This window comes from Comamonas sp. SY3 (assembly GCF_041730275.1).
Classification (GTDB): Bacteria; Pseudomonadota; Gammaproteobacteria; order Burkholderiales; family Burkholderiaceae_C; genus Comamonas; species Comamonas sediminis.
Window position 1 is genome coordinate 100,262 of record NZ_JBGTYN010000002.1, and the last position, 16,198, is coordinate 116,459.

A 16,198-nucleotide genomic window follows, 5' to 3' on the forward strand; every position below is an offset into this window, starting at 1 on the left:
CTCCATTATGCCTTCGCAACGCCAGCGCCATCAGCGGCTTGCAGGGCCCCAGGGGGCGGCGCTGCAAGCCGGAAGGCTCATGCGGTCAGGGGTTCCGCCATGCCCTGGTGGCGCAGCAGCGCGTCCAACTGGGGCTCTCGGCCACGGAAGGCCTTGAACGACTCCATCGCCGGACGGCTGCCACCGGCTTCCAGGATGGCATGCAGGTAGCGCTGGCCCACCTCGCGGTCCACTACATCACTGCTGCCGCGCTTTTGCGCTGCTTCTTCAAAGCTGGCAAAGGCGTCGGCCGACAGCACCTCGGCCCACTTGTAGCTGTAGTAGCCCGCTGCATAGCCACCCGCAAAAATATGGGTGAAGGTGTTGGGCATGCGGTTGAACTCCGGTTGATCGAGCACAGCCACCTGGCTGCGGACGTCGCGCATCACGCGGTAGATCGCCTCTGCGTTGATGCCATCGCCTGACAGCTCGGTGTGGATGCGCATGTCGAACAACGAGAACTCGATCTGCCGCAGGATCTGCATGCCGGACTGGAAGTTCTTGGCGGCAATCATCTTGTCGTAGAGTGCGCGCGGCAGCGGCTCGCCGGTGTCGACATGGGCCGTCATATGGCGCAGCACTTCCCACTCCCAGCAGAAGTTCTCCATGAACTGGCTGGGCAGCTCAACGGCATCCCATTCCACACCACCGATGCCGGAGACATCGCGCTCATTGACCTGCGTGAGCATGTGGTGCAGGCCGTGGCCGGTTTCGTGGAAGAGGGTGATCACGTCGTCATGGGTCAGCAGCGGCGGCTTGCCGTCCACGCCGGCTGCGAAATTGCAGACCAGGTGTGCAATGGGGGTCTGCAGCTCGCCATTGTCCGGGCGCAGCCAGCGGGTGCGCACATCGTCCATCCAGGCGCCGCCACGCTTGCCATTGCGGGCAGGCGGATCGAGGTAGAACTGGCCGACCAGCTCGCCATCGCGCTCGATGCGGTAGAAGGCCACGTCCTGGTTCCAGACAGGCGCCAGGTCCCCCTTGATCTGCACGCCGAACAAGGTCTCGACAATGCGGAACAGACCGGCCAGCACCTTGGGCGCCGGGAAGTACTGCTTGAGTTCCTGCTCGCTGAAAGCGTAGCGTGCCTCTTTCAGGTGTTCGCCGATGTAGCTCCAGTCCCAGGCCTGGGGGTTGTCCAGGCCCAGTTCGGTGCGGGCATAGTCGCGCAGGTCTTGCACATCCTTTTGGCCATAAGGCTTGGCCTTGCTGGCCAGCTCCTGCAAAAACTCCATCACCTGCACTGACGACTGGGCCATCTTGGGCGCTACCGAGAGTTCGCCAAAGCTGGGGTAGCCCAGCAGATGTGCTTCCTGCTCGCGCATTTTCAGGATCTCGACCATCAGCGGCGTATTGTCGAGCTTGGCATCGCCAAACTCACTGGCCCGCGTGGTGTAGGCGCGGTAGAGCTTTTCGCGCAACGCGCTGCTCTTGGCAAACTGCATCACCGGCAGGTAGCTGGGGATCTTCAAGGTCAGCTTGTAGCCCGGCTTGCCTTCGGCCTCGGCCGCGGCGCGGGCGGCTTGGATGACATCTTGCGGCACGCCGGCCAGCTCGTCCAATTCGGCATAGTAGGCAAACTGGTCGGTCGCATCCATCGCGTTTTCGCTGTACTTCTGGCAGGCGATGGCGCTTTTCTCTTGCAGTTGGGCATAGGTCTCGCGGGCCGGGCCTTGCAGCTCGGCACCACCGAGCACAAAGTTGCGCATTGCGTTGTCCCAGGCCTGCTTCTGCTCGCTGTTCAAGCTTGCCGGGTCGATGGCCTTGTACTTGGCATACAGCGCTTCGTCCGCACCCAGCTGGGTCCAAAACGCCGTGACCTTGGGCATCTCGGCGTTGTAGGCAGCGCGCAGCTCGGGAGTGTCTGCAACAGAATTGAGGTGACCGACCATGCCCCAGGCGCGGCCCAGCTTTTCGGTGCTGACATCGAGCACTTTGGCAATCTCGTTCCATTGCGCCGGGAACTCTGGCGCCGTTACTGTCTTGAGGGCCGCTTCACTGTCGGCCAGAAGCTGGTCGATGGCGGGGGCAATGTGTTCAGGTTGGACCTGGTCAAAGCGGGGCAGGCCGCTGAAGTCGAGCAATGGATTGGTCATGGTGCTGTATATGGGGCCTCGCGCGCCGCAATCAATGCCATGTTGGCACAGGCTTGCAAGGCATGATGGCACTTGGGTCTTGCCTGTCATTTAAGCACAAAAAAAAGCCGCTGGCACCGGCAAGGCGGATGCCAACAGCTATCGTTTTCATAGTTTTACCGGCGCGATAAATCGGCGCGGAATCGAGGTGATTTTGTGGAGATCAGGCGCGCTCGGCCGACTCCAGCGTATTGACCATCAGCATCGTGATCGTCATCGGGCCGACACCGCCGGGCACGGGGGTGATGTAGCCTGCCACTTCCTTGACGCCGTCAAAATCCACATCGCCGCAGAGCTTGCCTTCGGCATTGCGGTTCATGCCCACATCGATCACCACGGCGCCGGGCTTGACCATGTCGGCAGTCAGCACATTGAGCTTGCCCACGGCAGCCACGATGATGTCGGCCTGGCGGGTCATCGCGGCCAGATCGGCCGTGCCGCTGTGGGTGATGGTGACGGTGGCATTGGCGGCCAGCAGCATCATGGCCATGGGCTTGCCGACGATGTTGGAGCGGCCGATGACCACGGCATGCTTGCCGCGCAGGTCCTTCATGCCGATCGATTCGAGCATCTTCATGCAGCCATAAGGCGTGCAGGCCTTGAAGCCCACTTCACCCACCATCAGCGCGCCGGCGCTGGCCACATGGAAGCCGTCCACATCCTTCTTGGGTGAGATGGCTTCGATGACCTTGTGGTCATCGATGTGCTTGGGCAGCGGCAGCTGCACCAGGATGCCGTGGATGCTCGGATCGTTGTTGAGCGCTTCGACCCGGGCCAGCAACTCGGCTTCGGTCATGTTGGCGTCGTACTTCTCCAGCACCGAGTGGAAGCCGCACTCTTCGCAGGACTTGACCTTGTTGCGCACGTACACCTGGCTGGCCTGGTTGTCACCCACCAGGATGACGGCCAGCCCCGGCACGATGCCCCGGGCCTTGAGCTGGTCGGCGCGCGTCTTGACATCGGCACGCAGTTGCTGGGAAAGGGCCTTGCCATCGATCAATTGAGCAGTCATGTGGTCATCCAAAAAGGGTTGCGCGTGGTCCAGAAGCCGGGCGAGCCCCCAGCATGGCGCGCGGAATTGAAAAATGCGCCGTACCGAAACCGGTACCGGCGCATTGCGCTTTGAGCAGCGTTGTTGGAACGTCGTCCTTAGGGCGCTAAGACCGCTAATTTATCACGTTGCCTTGGCCGCTGCATTCGAGCCCAGGGCAATCTTGAGCAGATCAGCGACGGTATTGGCGCCCAGCTTTTCCATGATGTTGGCGCGGTGCGCCTCCACGGTCTTGATGCTGATGCCCAGGTCGTCTGCGATCTGTTTGTTGAGGCGGCCGGCGACAATGCGTTCGAGCACTTGCGATTCGCGTCCGGTGAGCTTGGCCAGCAGCGCATCGCGGCTGGCAGCTTGCTGGTGGCCCGCGAAGGCATCGCGTGCCTGGTCGAGCATGCGCTCGACCAAGGTGTCCAACTGGGCTTCGTCAAAAGGCTTCTGGATGAAATCCATCGCACCCTTTTTCATCGTATCGACCGCCATGGGCACATCGCCATGGCCGGTGATGAAGACGATGGGCAGGGGCGACTTGTTTTCGATCAGACGATCCTGCAGTTCCAGGCCGCTCATGCCGCCCATGCGGATATCGACGATCAGGCATGCCACTTCGCGGGCGTCGTAGCGTGCCAAAAAGGATTCGGCTGAATCAAAGCAGCGCACACGGTAATCCTTGCCCTCCAGCAACCATTGAAGCGAGTCGCGAACCGCTTCATCGTCATCGACTACGTAGACCGTGCCCTTTTTGGGGATCAAGCTCATGCACAATTCCTTCTATCAGTATTGGTATAGCGCTGGCTATTCAGCGGACTCCGCCGGCGTGGCCACCGGAATCCAGAAGCTGAAATTACAACCCGTCACCTCCGAGCCATTGTAGAGGTTCTCTGCCTGCATCCGGCCATGGTGAGATTCGACAATGCTGCGGCAGAGATTGAGGCCGATTCCCATGCCTTCGCTCTTGGTGGAGAAGAAGGCCTGGAACAGGCGCTCCAGTGCTTCAGGTGACAGGCCGCGCCCCGTATCTTGAACGGAAAACTCTATCACATCCGTGGCGTCGATCTTGCGAGGCACAACGCGCAGCTCGACCATCCGCTGGTGGGCCGGGCGCTCGGCGTTGGCGATGGATTCGGCGCCGTTCTTCATCAGGTTGATGAGCACCTGCTCGATCAGGATGCTGTCCACCTTCACTTTGGGCAACCGTGCGGCAACGTGGTGCGAAAGCCGCACATTGTGCCGTTTGAGCTCGATCGAGCCCAGCTCGACCGCTTCGCTGACGATGTCGCTGACATCGGCCAGCGCCCGGTTGGGCTCGCTGCGTTTGACAAACGAGCGGATGCGGTGGATCACCTGGCCGGCGCGCTGCGCCTGGTGGGCTGTCTTTTCCAGCGCGCCCAGCAAAGCCTCTTCGCTGAGGCTGCCGTTCTTGACGCGGGTGATCATGCCCGAGCAGTAGTTGCTGATCGCTGACAGCGGCTGGTTGAGCTCATGCGCGACGCTCGAGGCCATCTCGCCCATGGTCACCAGGCGGCTTACGGTGGCGGCTTTTTCGGCCTGGCGCGCGGCTTGCTCTTCGGCATGGCGGCGGGGTGTGATATCGGTCGCAATCACCATTTGCGCGAGCCGTCCGTCCACCCAGTTGAGGTAGCGCGAGCGCACCTCCAGCCATTTGCCCAGTTCAGCGATGTAGATCTCGGCGTTGCCGCTGACGGCGGTGGTGATCTGGTCACTGGGCAGGCCCATCAGACCGTCTTCATCGTCCATGCTGGTGCTGGCATTGCTGCTGCTGGGCAGCACGCCCGCCTGGGCGACCAGCTGCAAATGGCCCACCGTTTGCGAGCCGAACCACTGCCGGTAGAGCTTGTTGGCAAACAGCAGCTCGGCACTGCCCAGCGGTGCCACCGACACCGAGGCATCCAGTGCTTCGAGCACGATGGTAAAGCGCTCGTAGGAGGCGGAGAGCTGCTCTCGGATGCGGTTGGGCTCGGTGATGTCGGTCATCGAGGTCATCCAGCCGGTCTGACGGCCATGGCCATCGATGAGCGGCGAGACATAAAGCCGTGCCTCGAACATCGTGCCATTCTTGCGCTTGACCCGCATCTGGAAGCCACCGGGAAACACCTTGCCGCTCATCTCGTCGATCAGCATGTCGTGGTAGGTGCTTTGGTCGCCTTCGGGCCAATAAGGGTAGGGGGGCAGCTTGCCCACCAGCTCTTCTTCGCTCCAGCCGGTCATCTGGCAGAAGGCGGCATTCACGTAGGAGATGCGGCCTTGCAGATCGAGCGCACGCATGCCTGTGAGCACGCTGTTCTCCATTGCACGGCGGAAATTGGTTTCTCCCTGCAGCGCCTCCTGCGCGCGGATGCGCTTGCGCGTATGGCGCCAGGTGGCCACCAGCAGCCAGGCTGTCATGAAGCTCAGCACACAGACAAGCCAGAACAGCCCGTTGCTGACCAACCCCAGTGAGGTGTGGTAGGCCTGCGCACGCAACTTGAGGCTGTTGCCCACCGGCGCGACTGGCATGTCGAATTCGTTGGGCCCCGTGCGCCAGGGCAGCAGCCGCTGCGCAGCCACACGCGGCGCCAGCGGCGTGCCGGCCAGCGTGGTGCCCTTGCCATCCTGCAGCGTTACCGCATAGCGCGCGAGGATCTCGGTGGGCGTGCCGTAACGCAGCAGATTGTCAATCGAGAACTCGGCCAGCAGCACGCCGCCAAAGCGGCCTTTCTGACTGATGGGCACCTCCAGCAGCAGCATCGGTGCCGTCTCGCTGGTTGCCAGCGGCTGCGAGAACACGGGCTGCTGCAGGTCGCGCGCCATCTCGAACAGCTCCAGCAATTCCTTTTTCTGGATCACCTCATCAAGGGTGAGCAGGTTCTCGGCCGCCACGCTGGGGCCGAACTGGGTGGCCCGCACCTGACGCGCGGTATCGATCCAGGTCAGTGCTTGCAGCTCTGCATACTGGCTGATGAGCGTATCGGCACGGTCATTGAAGCCGTTCTTGTCCACGTCCTGGTTGCCCACGTCGCGGGCCAGGCGCATCAGCTGCTCCTGGCGCTCCGACAGACGCAGCCGAATGCGCTGCTGGGCATATTCCACATCCCGGCGCATGGCCTCGCGTTCGCGTTCCAGCTCCTCACTGCGCAGGTACCAAAAGGCCGCGACGATCGCGATGAAGAACATCACCACCGCCACCAATGGAGCAATGGCCGCATAGCGGTCTTGTCTCGAAGGTGACAATCCGCGCCACCAGGTTTGCCACATCTGCACCAAACGGGGTCGGCTGTTCGGGGGCGGGGTGGCGGGGCGCTCGGTCGAATTCATGGTCGATGAGTGTAGACGAGGGCGGTGCAGCCGTGCCCTGATGCTGGGCAAATCTCCTGTTTTGTCCGCGAAGCATCGTCCTGTAGCGCCCGTGGATTGTGCGTTTGCAGCAATTTTCCATAATATGAAAATGAAGACCGCTATTTGAAATCTTCAAAAAATGTGAGAAACTCTGGCACAGTCATTCATAGCAGATCACTTGAAGGAGACGCCAGCATGTCCGAACCATCCGAACAAAAAGCCGTCAACGGCCCCACCCGCACAGACGGCCAAGAAACCCGAGAATGGATGGACGCGCTGTCCGCTGTGATCGACCGTGAAGGCGCCGAGTACGCGCACTCGCTGATCGAGCAACTGCTCGAGCACGCGCGCCAGAACAGCGTCGATCTGCCTTTCTCCGCCAAGACCGGCTACGTCAACACCATCGAGACCGAGCAGGAAGCCCGCAGCCCCGGCAACCTCGAGATCGAACAGCGCCTGCGCGCCTACATGCGCTGGAACGCCATGGCCATGGTGGTCAAGGCCAACCGCATTCACCCGCCAGAAGGCGGCGACCTGGGCGGCCACATCGGCTCCTTCGCGTCGCTGGCCAGCATGTTTGGTGCTGGCTTCAACCATTTCTGGCACGCCGAGAGCGACAACCACGGCGGTGACTGCCTCTACATCCAAGGCCACGTATCGCCCGGCATCTATGCCCGCGCCTACCTGGAAGGCCGTATCAGCGAAGAGCAACTGCTCAACTTCCGCCAGGAAGTGGACGGCAAGGGTCTGTCGAGCTACCCCCACCCCAAGCTGATGCCCGATTTCTGGCAGTTCCCCACCGTCTCGATGGGCCTGGGCCCCATCATGGCGATCTACCAGGCACGCTTCCTGAAGTACCTGCACGCCCGCGGCATTGCCAACACTGAAAACCGCAAGGTCTGGGTGTTCTGCGGCGACGGTGAAATGGACGAAGTCGAATCCCTGGGCGCGATTGGCCTGGCCGCGCGTGAAAACCTCGACAACCTGATCTTCGTGATCAACTGCAACCTGCAGCGCCTGGACGGCCCGGTGCGCGGCAACGGCAAGATCATCCAGGAGCTCGAAGGCGAGTTCCGTGGCTCCGGCTGGAACGTGATCAAGCTGATCTGGGGCAAGGGCTGGGATGCGTTGCTGGCCAAGGACCATGACGGCGCACTGCGCAAGATCATGATGGAGTGCAACGACGGCGACTACCAGGCTTTCAAGGCCAACGATGGTGCCTATGTGCGCAAGAACTTCTTCGGCCGCGATCCACGCACCCTGAAGATGGTCGAGCACATGAGCGACGACGAGATCTGGAACCTGCAGCGTGGTGGCCACGATTCGCAAAAGGTCTACGCTGCTTTCCACGCCGCACAAAACCACCAAGGTCAGCCGACCGTGTTGCTGGTCAAGACCGTCAAGGGCTTTGGCATGGGCAAGGTCGGTGAGGGCAAGAACAACGTTCACCAGACCAAGAAACTGGCCGATGAGGACATCAAGGCCTTCCGCGACCGTTTCAACATCCCGATCCCGGACAGCCAGATCGCCGACCTGCCTTTCTACAAGCCAGCGGACGACACCCCGGAAATGAAGTACCTGCACGAGCGCCGCAAGGCCTTGGGCGGCTACCTGCCCAAACGCCGCGAAAAGGCCGACGAGCAGTTCACCGTGCCTCCGCTGGAGACCTTCAAGGCCGTGCTCGAAGCCACGCCCGAAGGCCGTGAGATCTCGACCACGCAAGCCTATGTGCGCTTCCTCACCCAGCTGCTGCGCGACAAGGAAATCGGCCCCCGCGTCGTGCCCATCCTGGTCGACGAGGCCCGTACCTTCGGTATGGAAGGCCTGTTCCGCCAGATCGGTATCTACAACCCGCATGGCCAGCAGTACACCCCGGTCGACAAAGACCAGGTGATGTACTACAAGGAAGACACCAAGGGTCAGATTCTGCAGGAAGGCATCAATGAAGCGGGCGGCATGTCCAGCTGGATTGCAGCGGCAACCAGCTACAGCCACAGCAACCGCATCATGATTCCGTTCTATATCTACTACTCGATGTTCGGATTCCAGCGCATTGGCGATCTGGCCTGGGCAGCGGGTGACCTGCAGGCGCGCGGTTTCTTGCTGGGCGGCACCTCGGGCCGTACCACGTTGAACGGCGAAGGTCTGCAGCACGAAGACGGTCACAGCCACATCCTGGCGGGCACCATCCCCAATTGCATCAGCTACGACCCGACCTTCTCGCACGAAGTGGCCGTGATCATGCACGAAGGCCTGCGCCGCATGGTGCAGAACCAGGAAAACGTCTTCTACTACCTGACCCTGCTGAACGAAAACTATGCCATGCCTGGCCTGACGCCCGGCACCGAGGAAAAGATCCTCAAGGGCATGTACCTGTGCAAGGCCGGTGGCGCAGGGGACCTGCGCGTGCAACTGCTGGGCTCGGGCACCATCCTGCGCGAATCCTTCTTTGCGCAAGAGCTGCTGGCTGCCGACTGGGGCGTGACCGCCGACGTCTGGAGCTGCCCATCGTTCAACGAACTGACCCGCGACGGCCAAGATGCTGACCGCTGGAACCTGCTGCACCCGCTGGAAACTGCCAAGGTGCCGTATGTGACCGCCGAGCTGGGCAACAGCACCGGCCCGGTGATCGCCTCGACCGATTACATGAAGTCCTACGCCGAGCAGATTCGTCCCTTCATTCCTGCTGGCCGCACCTACAAGGTGCTGGGCACGGACGGCTTTGGCCGCTCGGACTTCCGCCGCAAGCTGCGCGAGCACTTCGAGATCGACCGCCACTACATCGTGGTTGCCGCGCTCAAGGCGCTGGCCGAAGACGGCAAGCTGCCCGCCCAGAAGGTCGCCGATGCGATTGCCAAGTACGGCATCAATGCCGACAAGATCAACCCGCTGTACGCCTAAATTGCACCAGGAGACACCACAATGGCATTAATTGACATTCAAGTCCCCGATATTGGCGACTTCGCAGAAGTGGGCGTGATCGAGTTGCTCGTCAAGCCCGGTGACACCGTCGCCAAGGACCAGTCGCTGATCACTGTCGAGTCCGACAAGGCCTCGATGGAAATCCCGTCCAGCCACGCTGGCGTGGTCAAGGAAATCATCGTCAAGATTGGCGACAAGGTCGCCGAAGGCTCGGTCATCGTCAAGCTCGAAGCGGCGGATGCAGCGGCTGCGGCACCCGCTGCGCAAGCACCGGCGCCAGCACCGGCTGCTGCGGCACCCGCTGCTGCAGCTGCACCGACGCCTGCACCCCAGGCTGCTGCTGCGCCTGCGGCCTCGGGCCCGATCGAAGTGAAGGTCCCCGATATCGGGGACTTCAAGGACGTGGCCGTGATCGAGCTGCTGGTCAAGGTGGGCGATACCGTCACCGCAGAGCAGTCGCTGTTCACCGTCGAATCCGACAAGGCCTCGATGGAAATTCCATCGCCCGCCGCTGGCGTGGTGAAGGAACTCAAGGTCAAGATTGGCGACACCATCAATGTTGGCGATCTGGTCGCAATCCTGGAAGGCAGCACCGCTGCAGCGCCCGCATCCGCACCGGCTGCGCAAGCCCCCGCTGCTGCTGCGCCTGCCCCAGCCGCCAGCGCACCTGCTCCTGCAGCAGCACCTGTCGCCGCTGCGCCGGCTGCAGCCGTGCCGGCCCACAACCCCACCGTACCGCCATCGGGCGCCTTGCCTTATGCATCGCCATCGGTGCGCAAGTTTGCGCGTGAGCTGGGCGTGCCGCTGGAAGAGGTCAAGGGCTCGGGCAACAAGGGCCGTATCACCGCCGACGACGTGCAGGCCTTCACCAAGCAGGTGATGGCTGGTGCCGTGCAGACCAAGGCCCAAGCGGCCAAGGCGCCTGCCGGTGGTGGCTCTGGCGCAGGTCTGGATCTGCTGCCATGGCCCAAGGTCGATTTCAGCAAGTTCGGCACGGTCGAGCGCAAGGATCTGTCGCGTATCAAGAAGATCTCGGGCGCCAACCTGCACCGCAACTGGGTGATGATCCCGCACGTCACCAACAATGACGAAGCCGACATCACCGAGCTCGAAGCCTTCCGCGTCTCGACGAACAAGGAAAACGAGAAGAGCGGCGTCAAGGTCACCATGCTGGCCTTCGTGATCAAGGCGCTGGTGTCTGCACTCAAGAAATTCCCTGAGTTCAACACCAGCCTGGATGGCGACACCCTGGTCTACAAGCAGTACTTCAACATCGGCTTTGCGGCGGATACGCCCAATGGCCTGGTGGTGCCGGTGCTCAAGGATGCCGACAAGAAGGGCATCATCCAGATCAGCGCAGAAATGGGCGAGCTGGCCAAGAAGGCGCGCGACGGCAAGCTGGGCGCGGCCGACATGCAAGGCGGCTGTATCTCCATCTCGTCGCTGGGCGGCATTGGCGGCACGCACTTCACGCCTATCGTGAACGCCCCTGAAGTGGCGATCCTTGGCCTGTCCAAGTCGGCGATGAAGCCCGTCTGGGACGGCAAGCAGTTTGTGCCACGCCTGATGCTGCCGCTGAGCCTGTCGTACGACCACCGCGTCATCGACGGCGCCTCGGCCGCACGCTTCAATGCCTACCTGGGCCAGGTGCTGGCGGACTACCGCCGCATCATCCTGTAATCGGAGACGCACACTATGGCAATCGTAGATATCAAAGTCCCCGACATTGGTGATTTCGCTGAAGTGGGCGTGATCGAGCTGCTGGTGAAGCCTGGCGATACCGTCGCCAAGAACCAATCGCTGATCACCGTCGAATCGGACAAGGCCTCGATGGAAATCCCGTCGAGCCATGCCGGCGTCGTCAAGGAACTCAAGATCAAGATCGGTGACAAGGTCGCCGAAGGCTCGGTGATTCTGTCGCTGGAAGCCGCTGAGGGCGCTGCCCCTGCGCCTGCTGCCCCAGCACCTGCACCGGCAGCCTCGTCGCCCGCACCGGCTCCTGCAGCAGCGGCGCCCGCTCCCGCAGCGCAAGCTGCAGCGCCCGCACCGGTGGCCAGCAACTACAGCGGCCAGGTCGATGAAGACTGCGACGTGGTCGTGCTCGGCGGCGGCCCTGGCGGCTACTCTGCGGCATTCCGCGCGGCAGATCTGGGTCTCAAAGTGGTGCTGATCGAGCGCTACAAGACCTTGGGCGGCGTCTGCCTGAACGTGGGTTGCATCCCATCGAAGGCACTGCTGCATGTGGCGGCCGTGATGGACGAGGTCAAGCACCTGGAAGTCGCCGGCGTCAAGTTTGCCGCGCCGGAGGTCAATATCGACCAGCTGCGTGCCCATAAAGAGAAGGTCATCGGCAAGCTGACCGGCGGTCTGGGCCAGATGGCCAAGATGCGCAAGGTCACGATCGTGCGCGGCTACGGCAATTTCGTCAGTGCCAACCACATCGAAGTGCAGGAAACTTCGGGCGACGGCCAGGACAAGACCGGCGCCAAGAAGGTCGTGCAGTTCAAGAAGGCCATCATTGCTGCGGGCTCGCAGGCGGTGCATCTGCCCTTCATGCCCAAGGACGAACGCGTGGTCGATTCCACCGGCGCACTGGACTTGAAGGCGGTGCCCAAGCGCATGCTGATCCTGGGCGGCGGCATCATCGGCCTGGAAATGGGCACCGTCTACAGCACCCTGGGCGCACGCCTGGATGTGGTCGAGATGATGGATGGCCTGATGCAAGGCGCTGACCGCGATCTGGTCAAGGTCTGGCAAAAGATGAACGCGCCGCGCTTTGACAACATCATGGTCAACACCAAGACCGTGGCTGCCGAAGCCACGCCCGAAGGCATCAAGGTCTCGTTCGAGCCAGCCAAGGAGGGCGTGACCGTGCCCGAACCCCAGGTGTATGACCTGGTGCTGCAAGCCGTGGGCCGCACGCCCAATGGCAAGAAGATCGGCGCAGAGGCTGCAGGCGTATCCGTGACCGACCGTGGCTTCATCAATGTCGACATCCAGATGCGCACCAATGTGCCCCACATCTTCGCGATCGGCGACATCGTGGGTCAGCCCATGCTGGCACACAAGGCCGTGCATGAAGCCCATGTGGCCGCTGAAGTCATCGCCGGCGAGCTGCAAGGCAACAAGGAACTGGCTGCTGCCGCTTTCAATGCCCGCGTGATCCCATCGGTGGCCTACACCGATCCCGAAGTGGCATGGGTGGGTCTCACCGAAGACCAGGCCAAGGCCCAAGGCATCAAGGTCAAGAAGGGTCTGTTCCCCTGGGCCGCCTCGGGCCGCGCGATTGCCAATGGCCGCGACGAAGGCTTCACCAAGCTGCTGTTCGACGACTCGCCCGAAGCCCATGGCCACGGCAAGATCCTCGGCGGCGGCATGGTCGGCACGCACGCCGGCGACATGATCGGCGAGATCGCGCTGGCCATCGAGATGGGTGCAGATACCGTGGACATCGGCAAGACCATCCACCCGCACCCGACCTTGGGCGAAAGCATCGGCATGGCCGCAGAAGTGGCCCACGGCACCTGCACCGATGTGCCGCCTGCGCGCAAGTAAGACCAGCCGGTCTTGAGCCACTCTGCAAAAGACAGCCTTCGGGCTGTCTTTTTTTGCATCTTGGTCAGGCGTTCAAGGCCGTGCCAACAGGGACCCGGGCTTATTCGTCATCAAACTCCGCCCGGTAGTCATCCGGGTCGATGCTTTCAGCGCGCAGCGGCTCAATCAAGCGAAAACGTGTGACCTTGGCCGATGCGGTGATATAGCCTTTGATGACCCATTCACGGGTGACAGGGCTGTGTGCTTCTTGGGCGAGTTGCTCGATGACGCGCGTGGTTTTGCGCCGGGCCAACATGCGGAAGAATGCGGGTACATGGCTGAGCAGGCGTTGCAGCAGCTCCTCCGCATCGGCGGCCCATTCGCCTTGCTTGGGCAGCTCGGGCACAAAACCCCATTCGTCTTCTGTCAACGCGCGCCACAGCACGATCGCATGGCCATCGGCATCGTTCACGCAGGCCATCTCTTCGAGCTCAGGGGTGCGCATCGGCGCATAGCGTGAGCTGCTGCCTGCCGCCAACAGGCTTTGGTAGGCCTGGGGCACATCGGCCACCTGCAGGCGCAGGCTTGTCTGCGACTCCACCTTGGGCACCTGCAGCAGCCGCAGCAGGGCGCTGCCGGTGTCGATATCGACATAGCCCTCGCCGCTGCGCGCGGCCCTGAAGCCGATCACATCACGCCAGAGCTGCGTGGCTTTTTCCAGATCGCTGCAGGGGAGGACGAGGTAGCTGATTCCAAAAAACATGGCATGCGGTGGTAAAAAATGACAATGCTGATGATAGCTTTTGGCTGCGCCATCGATCAGAACTGATCGCCCCAGCGAGCAACGATACCCACCACCAGCAGTTGTCTTGGAGACAGCCCAGACTGCCCATTCGCCACTGGATGGGCGAAGATCCCGGCTACACAAGCTCGCGCAGCGCATCGGCGCTTTCTGCCAACGCCGCTGCAGCTCTTCAGGAGACCCACCCCATGATCCCCCATGCGTTCGCTTCTGCTGCCGCATTGGCAATGGCTGCTAGCTTGGCCGTTGCGGCCAATCCGGCCCTTGCCGCCTATCCAGACAAGCCCATCAAGCTGATCGTGCCGTTCCCACCCGGCCAGGCCACCGATATCTTTGCCCGTGCGCTGGCCGACAAGCTGGGCCAAAAGCTCGGCCAACCGTTGGTGGTGGAGAACAAAGCCGGCGCGGGCAGCAATATCGGCTCCGAGCAGGTTGCGCGCAGCGCCGCCGATGGTTACACCTTGCTGGTGGCGGGCAGCGCGATGGCGGTGAACCAGACCTTGTACAAAAAGGTGAACTTCGATCCGCGGGCCGACCTGGTTGGCATCAGCTTGATCGCCAAGGTGCCGCTGGTCTTTCTGGCCAATCCGGCCAGCGGCATCAAAAGCATGAACGACTTGGTGAGCAAGGCCCGCGCCGAGCCCGGCAAGCTGAGCTATGCGAGCGCCGGCATTGGCGGCACCCAGCATTTGAGCGCGGAGATGGTCAAGGCCCGCGCAGCGCTGCAGATCGAACATATTCCCTACAAAGGCAGCGGCCCGGCGCAGGCGGATTTTCTGGGCAACCAGGTGCCGCTGATGGTGGATTCGGTCACTGCGGCGTTGGCCAACATCCAGGCGGGCAAGGCGGTGCCGCTGGGCGTGACCTCAGCCACCCGTTCCAGCCAGCTGCCCCAGGTACCAACGATTGCTGAATCCGGCTTGCCTGAGTTCAAGGGTTTCGAGGCCGTGGGCTGGCTCGGGCTGATGGCCCCCAAGGGGACCCCCAAAGCCATTGTCGACAAGTTGACCCAAGAAACGGTGGCCATTCTCAGCAGCGCCGAGATGCAGAAATTCATCCGCGACCGGGGCTCCGAGCCCGCACCGACCAGCGGCCCGGAGATGGACCGCTTTGTCGCCAGCGAAATGGTGGAATGGGGCAAGGCCGTCAAGCAATCGGGCGCGACCGTGGAATAGGGCTACCCCCAGGCTGCGCGGCCAGAACCCTTACGCTCCGCCGACCATGTCACCCAGGCGTCCCGGCGCCTGGATGCGCTTTTCTACACTCTTTGTCGCCTATAGACCGAAATGGAGACAAAGACATGGTGTTGACGCGCAGAAGCCTGGTGCAAGCCGGGGCCGCCACGGCAATGGGAGCTTATATCGGGGCCGGCGCATCGCTGGCCCACGCGAACAAGCGCTTTCCCAACCGGGCGATCAAGCTCGTAGTGGCCTTTCCCGCCGGCGGGCCGACCGACCTGACGATGCGCCAGCTCGCCGAGAACGCCGCCAAGGTGCTGGGCCAGCCGATTGTGGTGGAGAACCGCCCCGGAGCGGCGGGTTCGCTGCCTGCGACCCAGCTGCAGAACACGGTGGCCGATGGCTATACCATCGCTCAGCTGCCGATGAGCGTGATGCGCCTGCCTTTCACCACGGGCCTCAAATGGAACCCGGTGGAGGATCTGAGCTACATCATCAATGTCACCGGCTATGCGTTCTGCATGGTGGCCAGCACCCAGTCCGGGCTCAAGAATTGGCAGGAGGTCGTAGCCTGGGCCAAGGCCCATCCTGGCAAGCTGACCTTGGGCAATACCGGTACCTATACTTCGCCGCATGTCACCTCGGCCATCATTGCGCAGCAGCTCGGACTGGATGTCGTACATGTGCCCTACAAAGGATCGGCGGAGCTGATGCGCGCGACGATGGCAGGCGAGGTGATGGTCGCGGCCGACACCAGTGCCGTAATCCCCTATGTAGACCAGGGCCGCATGGTCGCGTTGAACGTCTGGACCGAAAAGCGCCTGCCCACCTTGCCCAATACCCCCACCTTGATCGAGCTCGGCCTGCCGACCACGCAATACTCGCCGTTTGGCCTGGTGGGCCCCAAGGGCATGCCGGCCGATGTGCAAGCCACTTTGCACAAGGCGTTCAAGGAAGCGATGGAGATGGAAAGCTACCAGGCGATGCTGCAGCGCTTTGAGATGCTGCCGATTTACATGAACAGCGCCGACTACAAAAAGTTTGCCGCCGAGTCGACCGTCAAGGAAAAGGCCGTGCTGGCCAAGCTGGGTCCCCAGGCTTGACGGAGCCGAGGCGACCGATGGGCGCGGCAACGCCAGCAGGGTGATGAAAACTGTATTTATATACAGTATTTGTAAAACACCGCTTCATCTGATCGGTGCCG

At 62.2% G+C, this 16,198-nt stretch carries 10 protein-coding genes; 5 read left to right on the forward strand and 5 right to left on the reverse strand.

Annotation, left to right across the window (positions count from 1 at the left end):
* Positions 1-77: 77 nt before the first annotated feature.
* The 4 genes from ACCQ08_RS03510 to ACCQ08_RS03525 form a co-directional block, all read right to left on the reverse strand.
* Positions 78-2,135: a M3 family metallopeptidase gene (locus ACCQ08_RS03510; protein ID WP_373448915.1), complete on the reverse strand. Its 2,058-nt coding sequence runs from the start codon at positions 2,133-2,135 to the stop codon at positions 78-80.
* Positions 2,136-2,337: 202 nt separating this feature from the next.
* Entirely contained in the window at positions 2,338-3,186 is an 849-nt protein-coding gene (gene folD, locus ACCQ08_RS03515; protein WP_239811971.1) for a bifunctional methylenetetrahydrofolate dehydrogenase/methenyltetrahydrofolate cyclohydrolase FolD, read from the reverse strand.
* A gap of 162 nt (positions 3,187-3,348) precedes the next feature.
* Positions 3,349-3,981 (reverse strand): response regulator transcription factor, encoded by a 633-nt coding sequence (locus tag ACCQ08_RS03520; RefSeq protein WP_133856160.1) that lies wholly within the window; start codon positions 3,979-3,981, stop codon positions 3,349-3,351.
* Positions 3,982-4,017: 36 nt separating this feature from the next.
* Positions 4,018-6,477 carry a PAS domain S-box protein gene (locus tag ACCQ08_RS03525; protein WP_312458250.1) on the reverse strand — a complete coding sequence of 820 codons (2,460 nt, stop codon included), beginning with the start codon at positions 6,475-6,477 and terminating at the stop codon, positions 4,018-4,020.
* Between the two features lie 276 nt (positions 6,478-6,753).
* Here ACCQ08_RS03525 and aceE point away from each other — a divergent pair, with 276 nt between their 5' ends.
* The 3 genes from aceE to lpdA are packed head-to-tail and all read left to right on the forward strand — an operon-like array spanning position 6,754 to position 13,035.
* The gene (aceE, locus tag ACCQ08_RS03530; protein ID WP_239811973.1) at positions 6,754-9,459 is read left to right on the forward strand and encodes a pyruvate dehydrogenase (acetyl-transferring), homodimeric type; all 2,706 of its coding nucleotides are present in this window, start codon (positions 6,754-6,756) and stop codon (positions 9,457-9,459) included.
* Positions 9,460-9,480: 21 nt separating this feature from the next.
* The gene (gene aceF, locus ACCQ08_RS03535) at positions 9,481-11,160 is read left to right on the forward strand and encodes a dihydrolipoyllysine-residue acetyltransferase (protein WP_373448916.1); all 1,680 of its coding nucleotides are present in this window, start codon (positions 9,481-9,483) and stop codon (positions 11,158-11,160) included.
* 15 nt (positions 11,161-11,175) lie between these two features.
* Positions 11,176-13,035: a dihydrolipoyl dehydrogenase gene (gene lpdA / locus ACCQ08_RS03540; protein WP_373448917.1), complete on the forward strand. Its 1,860-nt coding sequence runs from the start codon at positions 11,176-11,178 to the stop codon at positions 13,033-13,035.
* Positions 13,036-13,135: 100 nt separating this feature from the next.
* Here lpdA and ACCQ08_RS03545 read toward each other — a convergent pair whose 3' ends face one another.
* A complete protein-coding gene (locus tag ACCQ08_RS03545; RefSeq protein WP_373448918.1) occupies positions 13,136-13,777 on the reverse strand; it encodes a VOC family protein in 642 nt (213 codons plus the stop codon).
* Positions 13,778-14,043: 266 nt separating this feature from the next.
* On the opposite strand from ACCQ08_RS03545, the gene ACCQ08_RS03550 reads away from it, so the two are divergent.
* Entirely contained in the window at positions 14,044-14,991 is a 948-nt protein-coding gene (locus ACCQ08_RS03550; protein ID WP_373449075.1) for a tripartite tricarboxylate transporter substrate binding protein, read from the forward strand.
* A gap of 131 nt (positions 14,992-15,122) precedes the next feature.
* A complete protein-coding gene (locus tag ACCQ08_RS03555) occupies positions 15,123-16,097 on the forward strand; it encodes a tripartite tricarboxylate transporter substrate binding protein (protein ID WP_312462613.1) in 975 nt (324 codons plus the stop codon).
* The last annotated feature ends 101 nt before the right edge of the window (positions 16,098-16,198 follow it).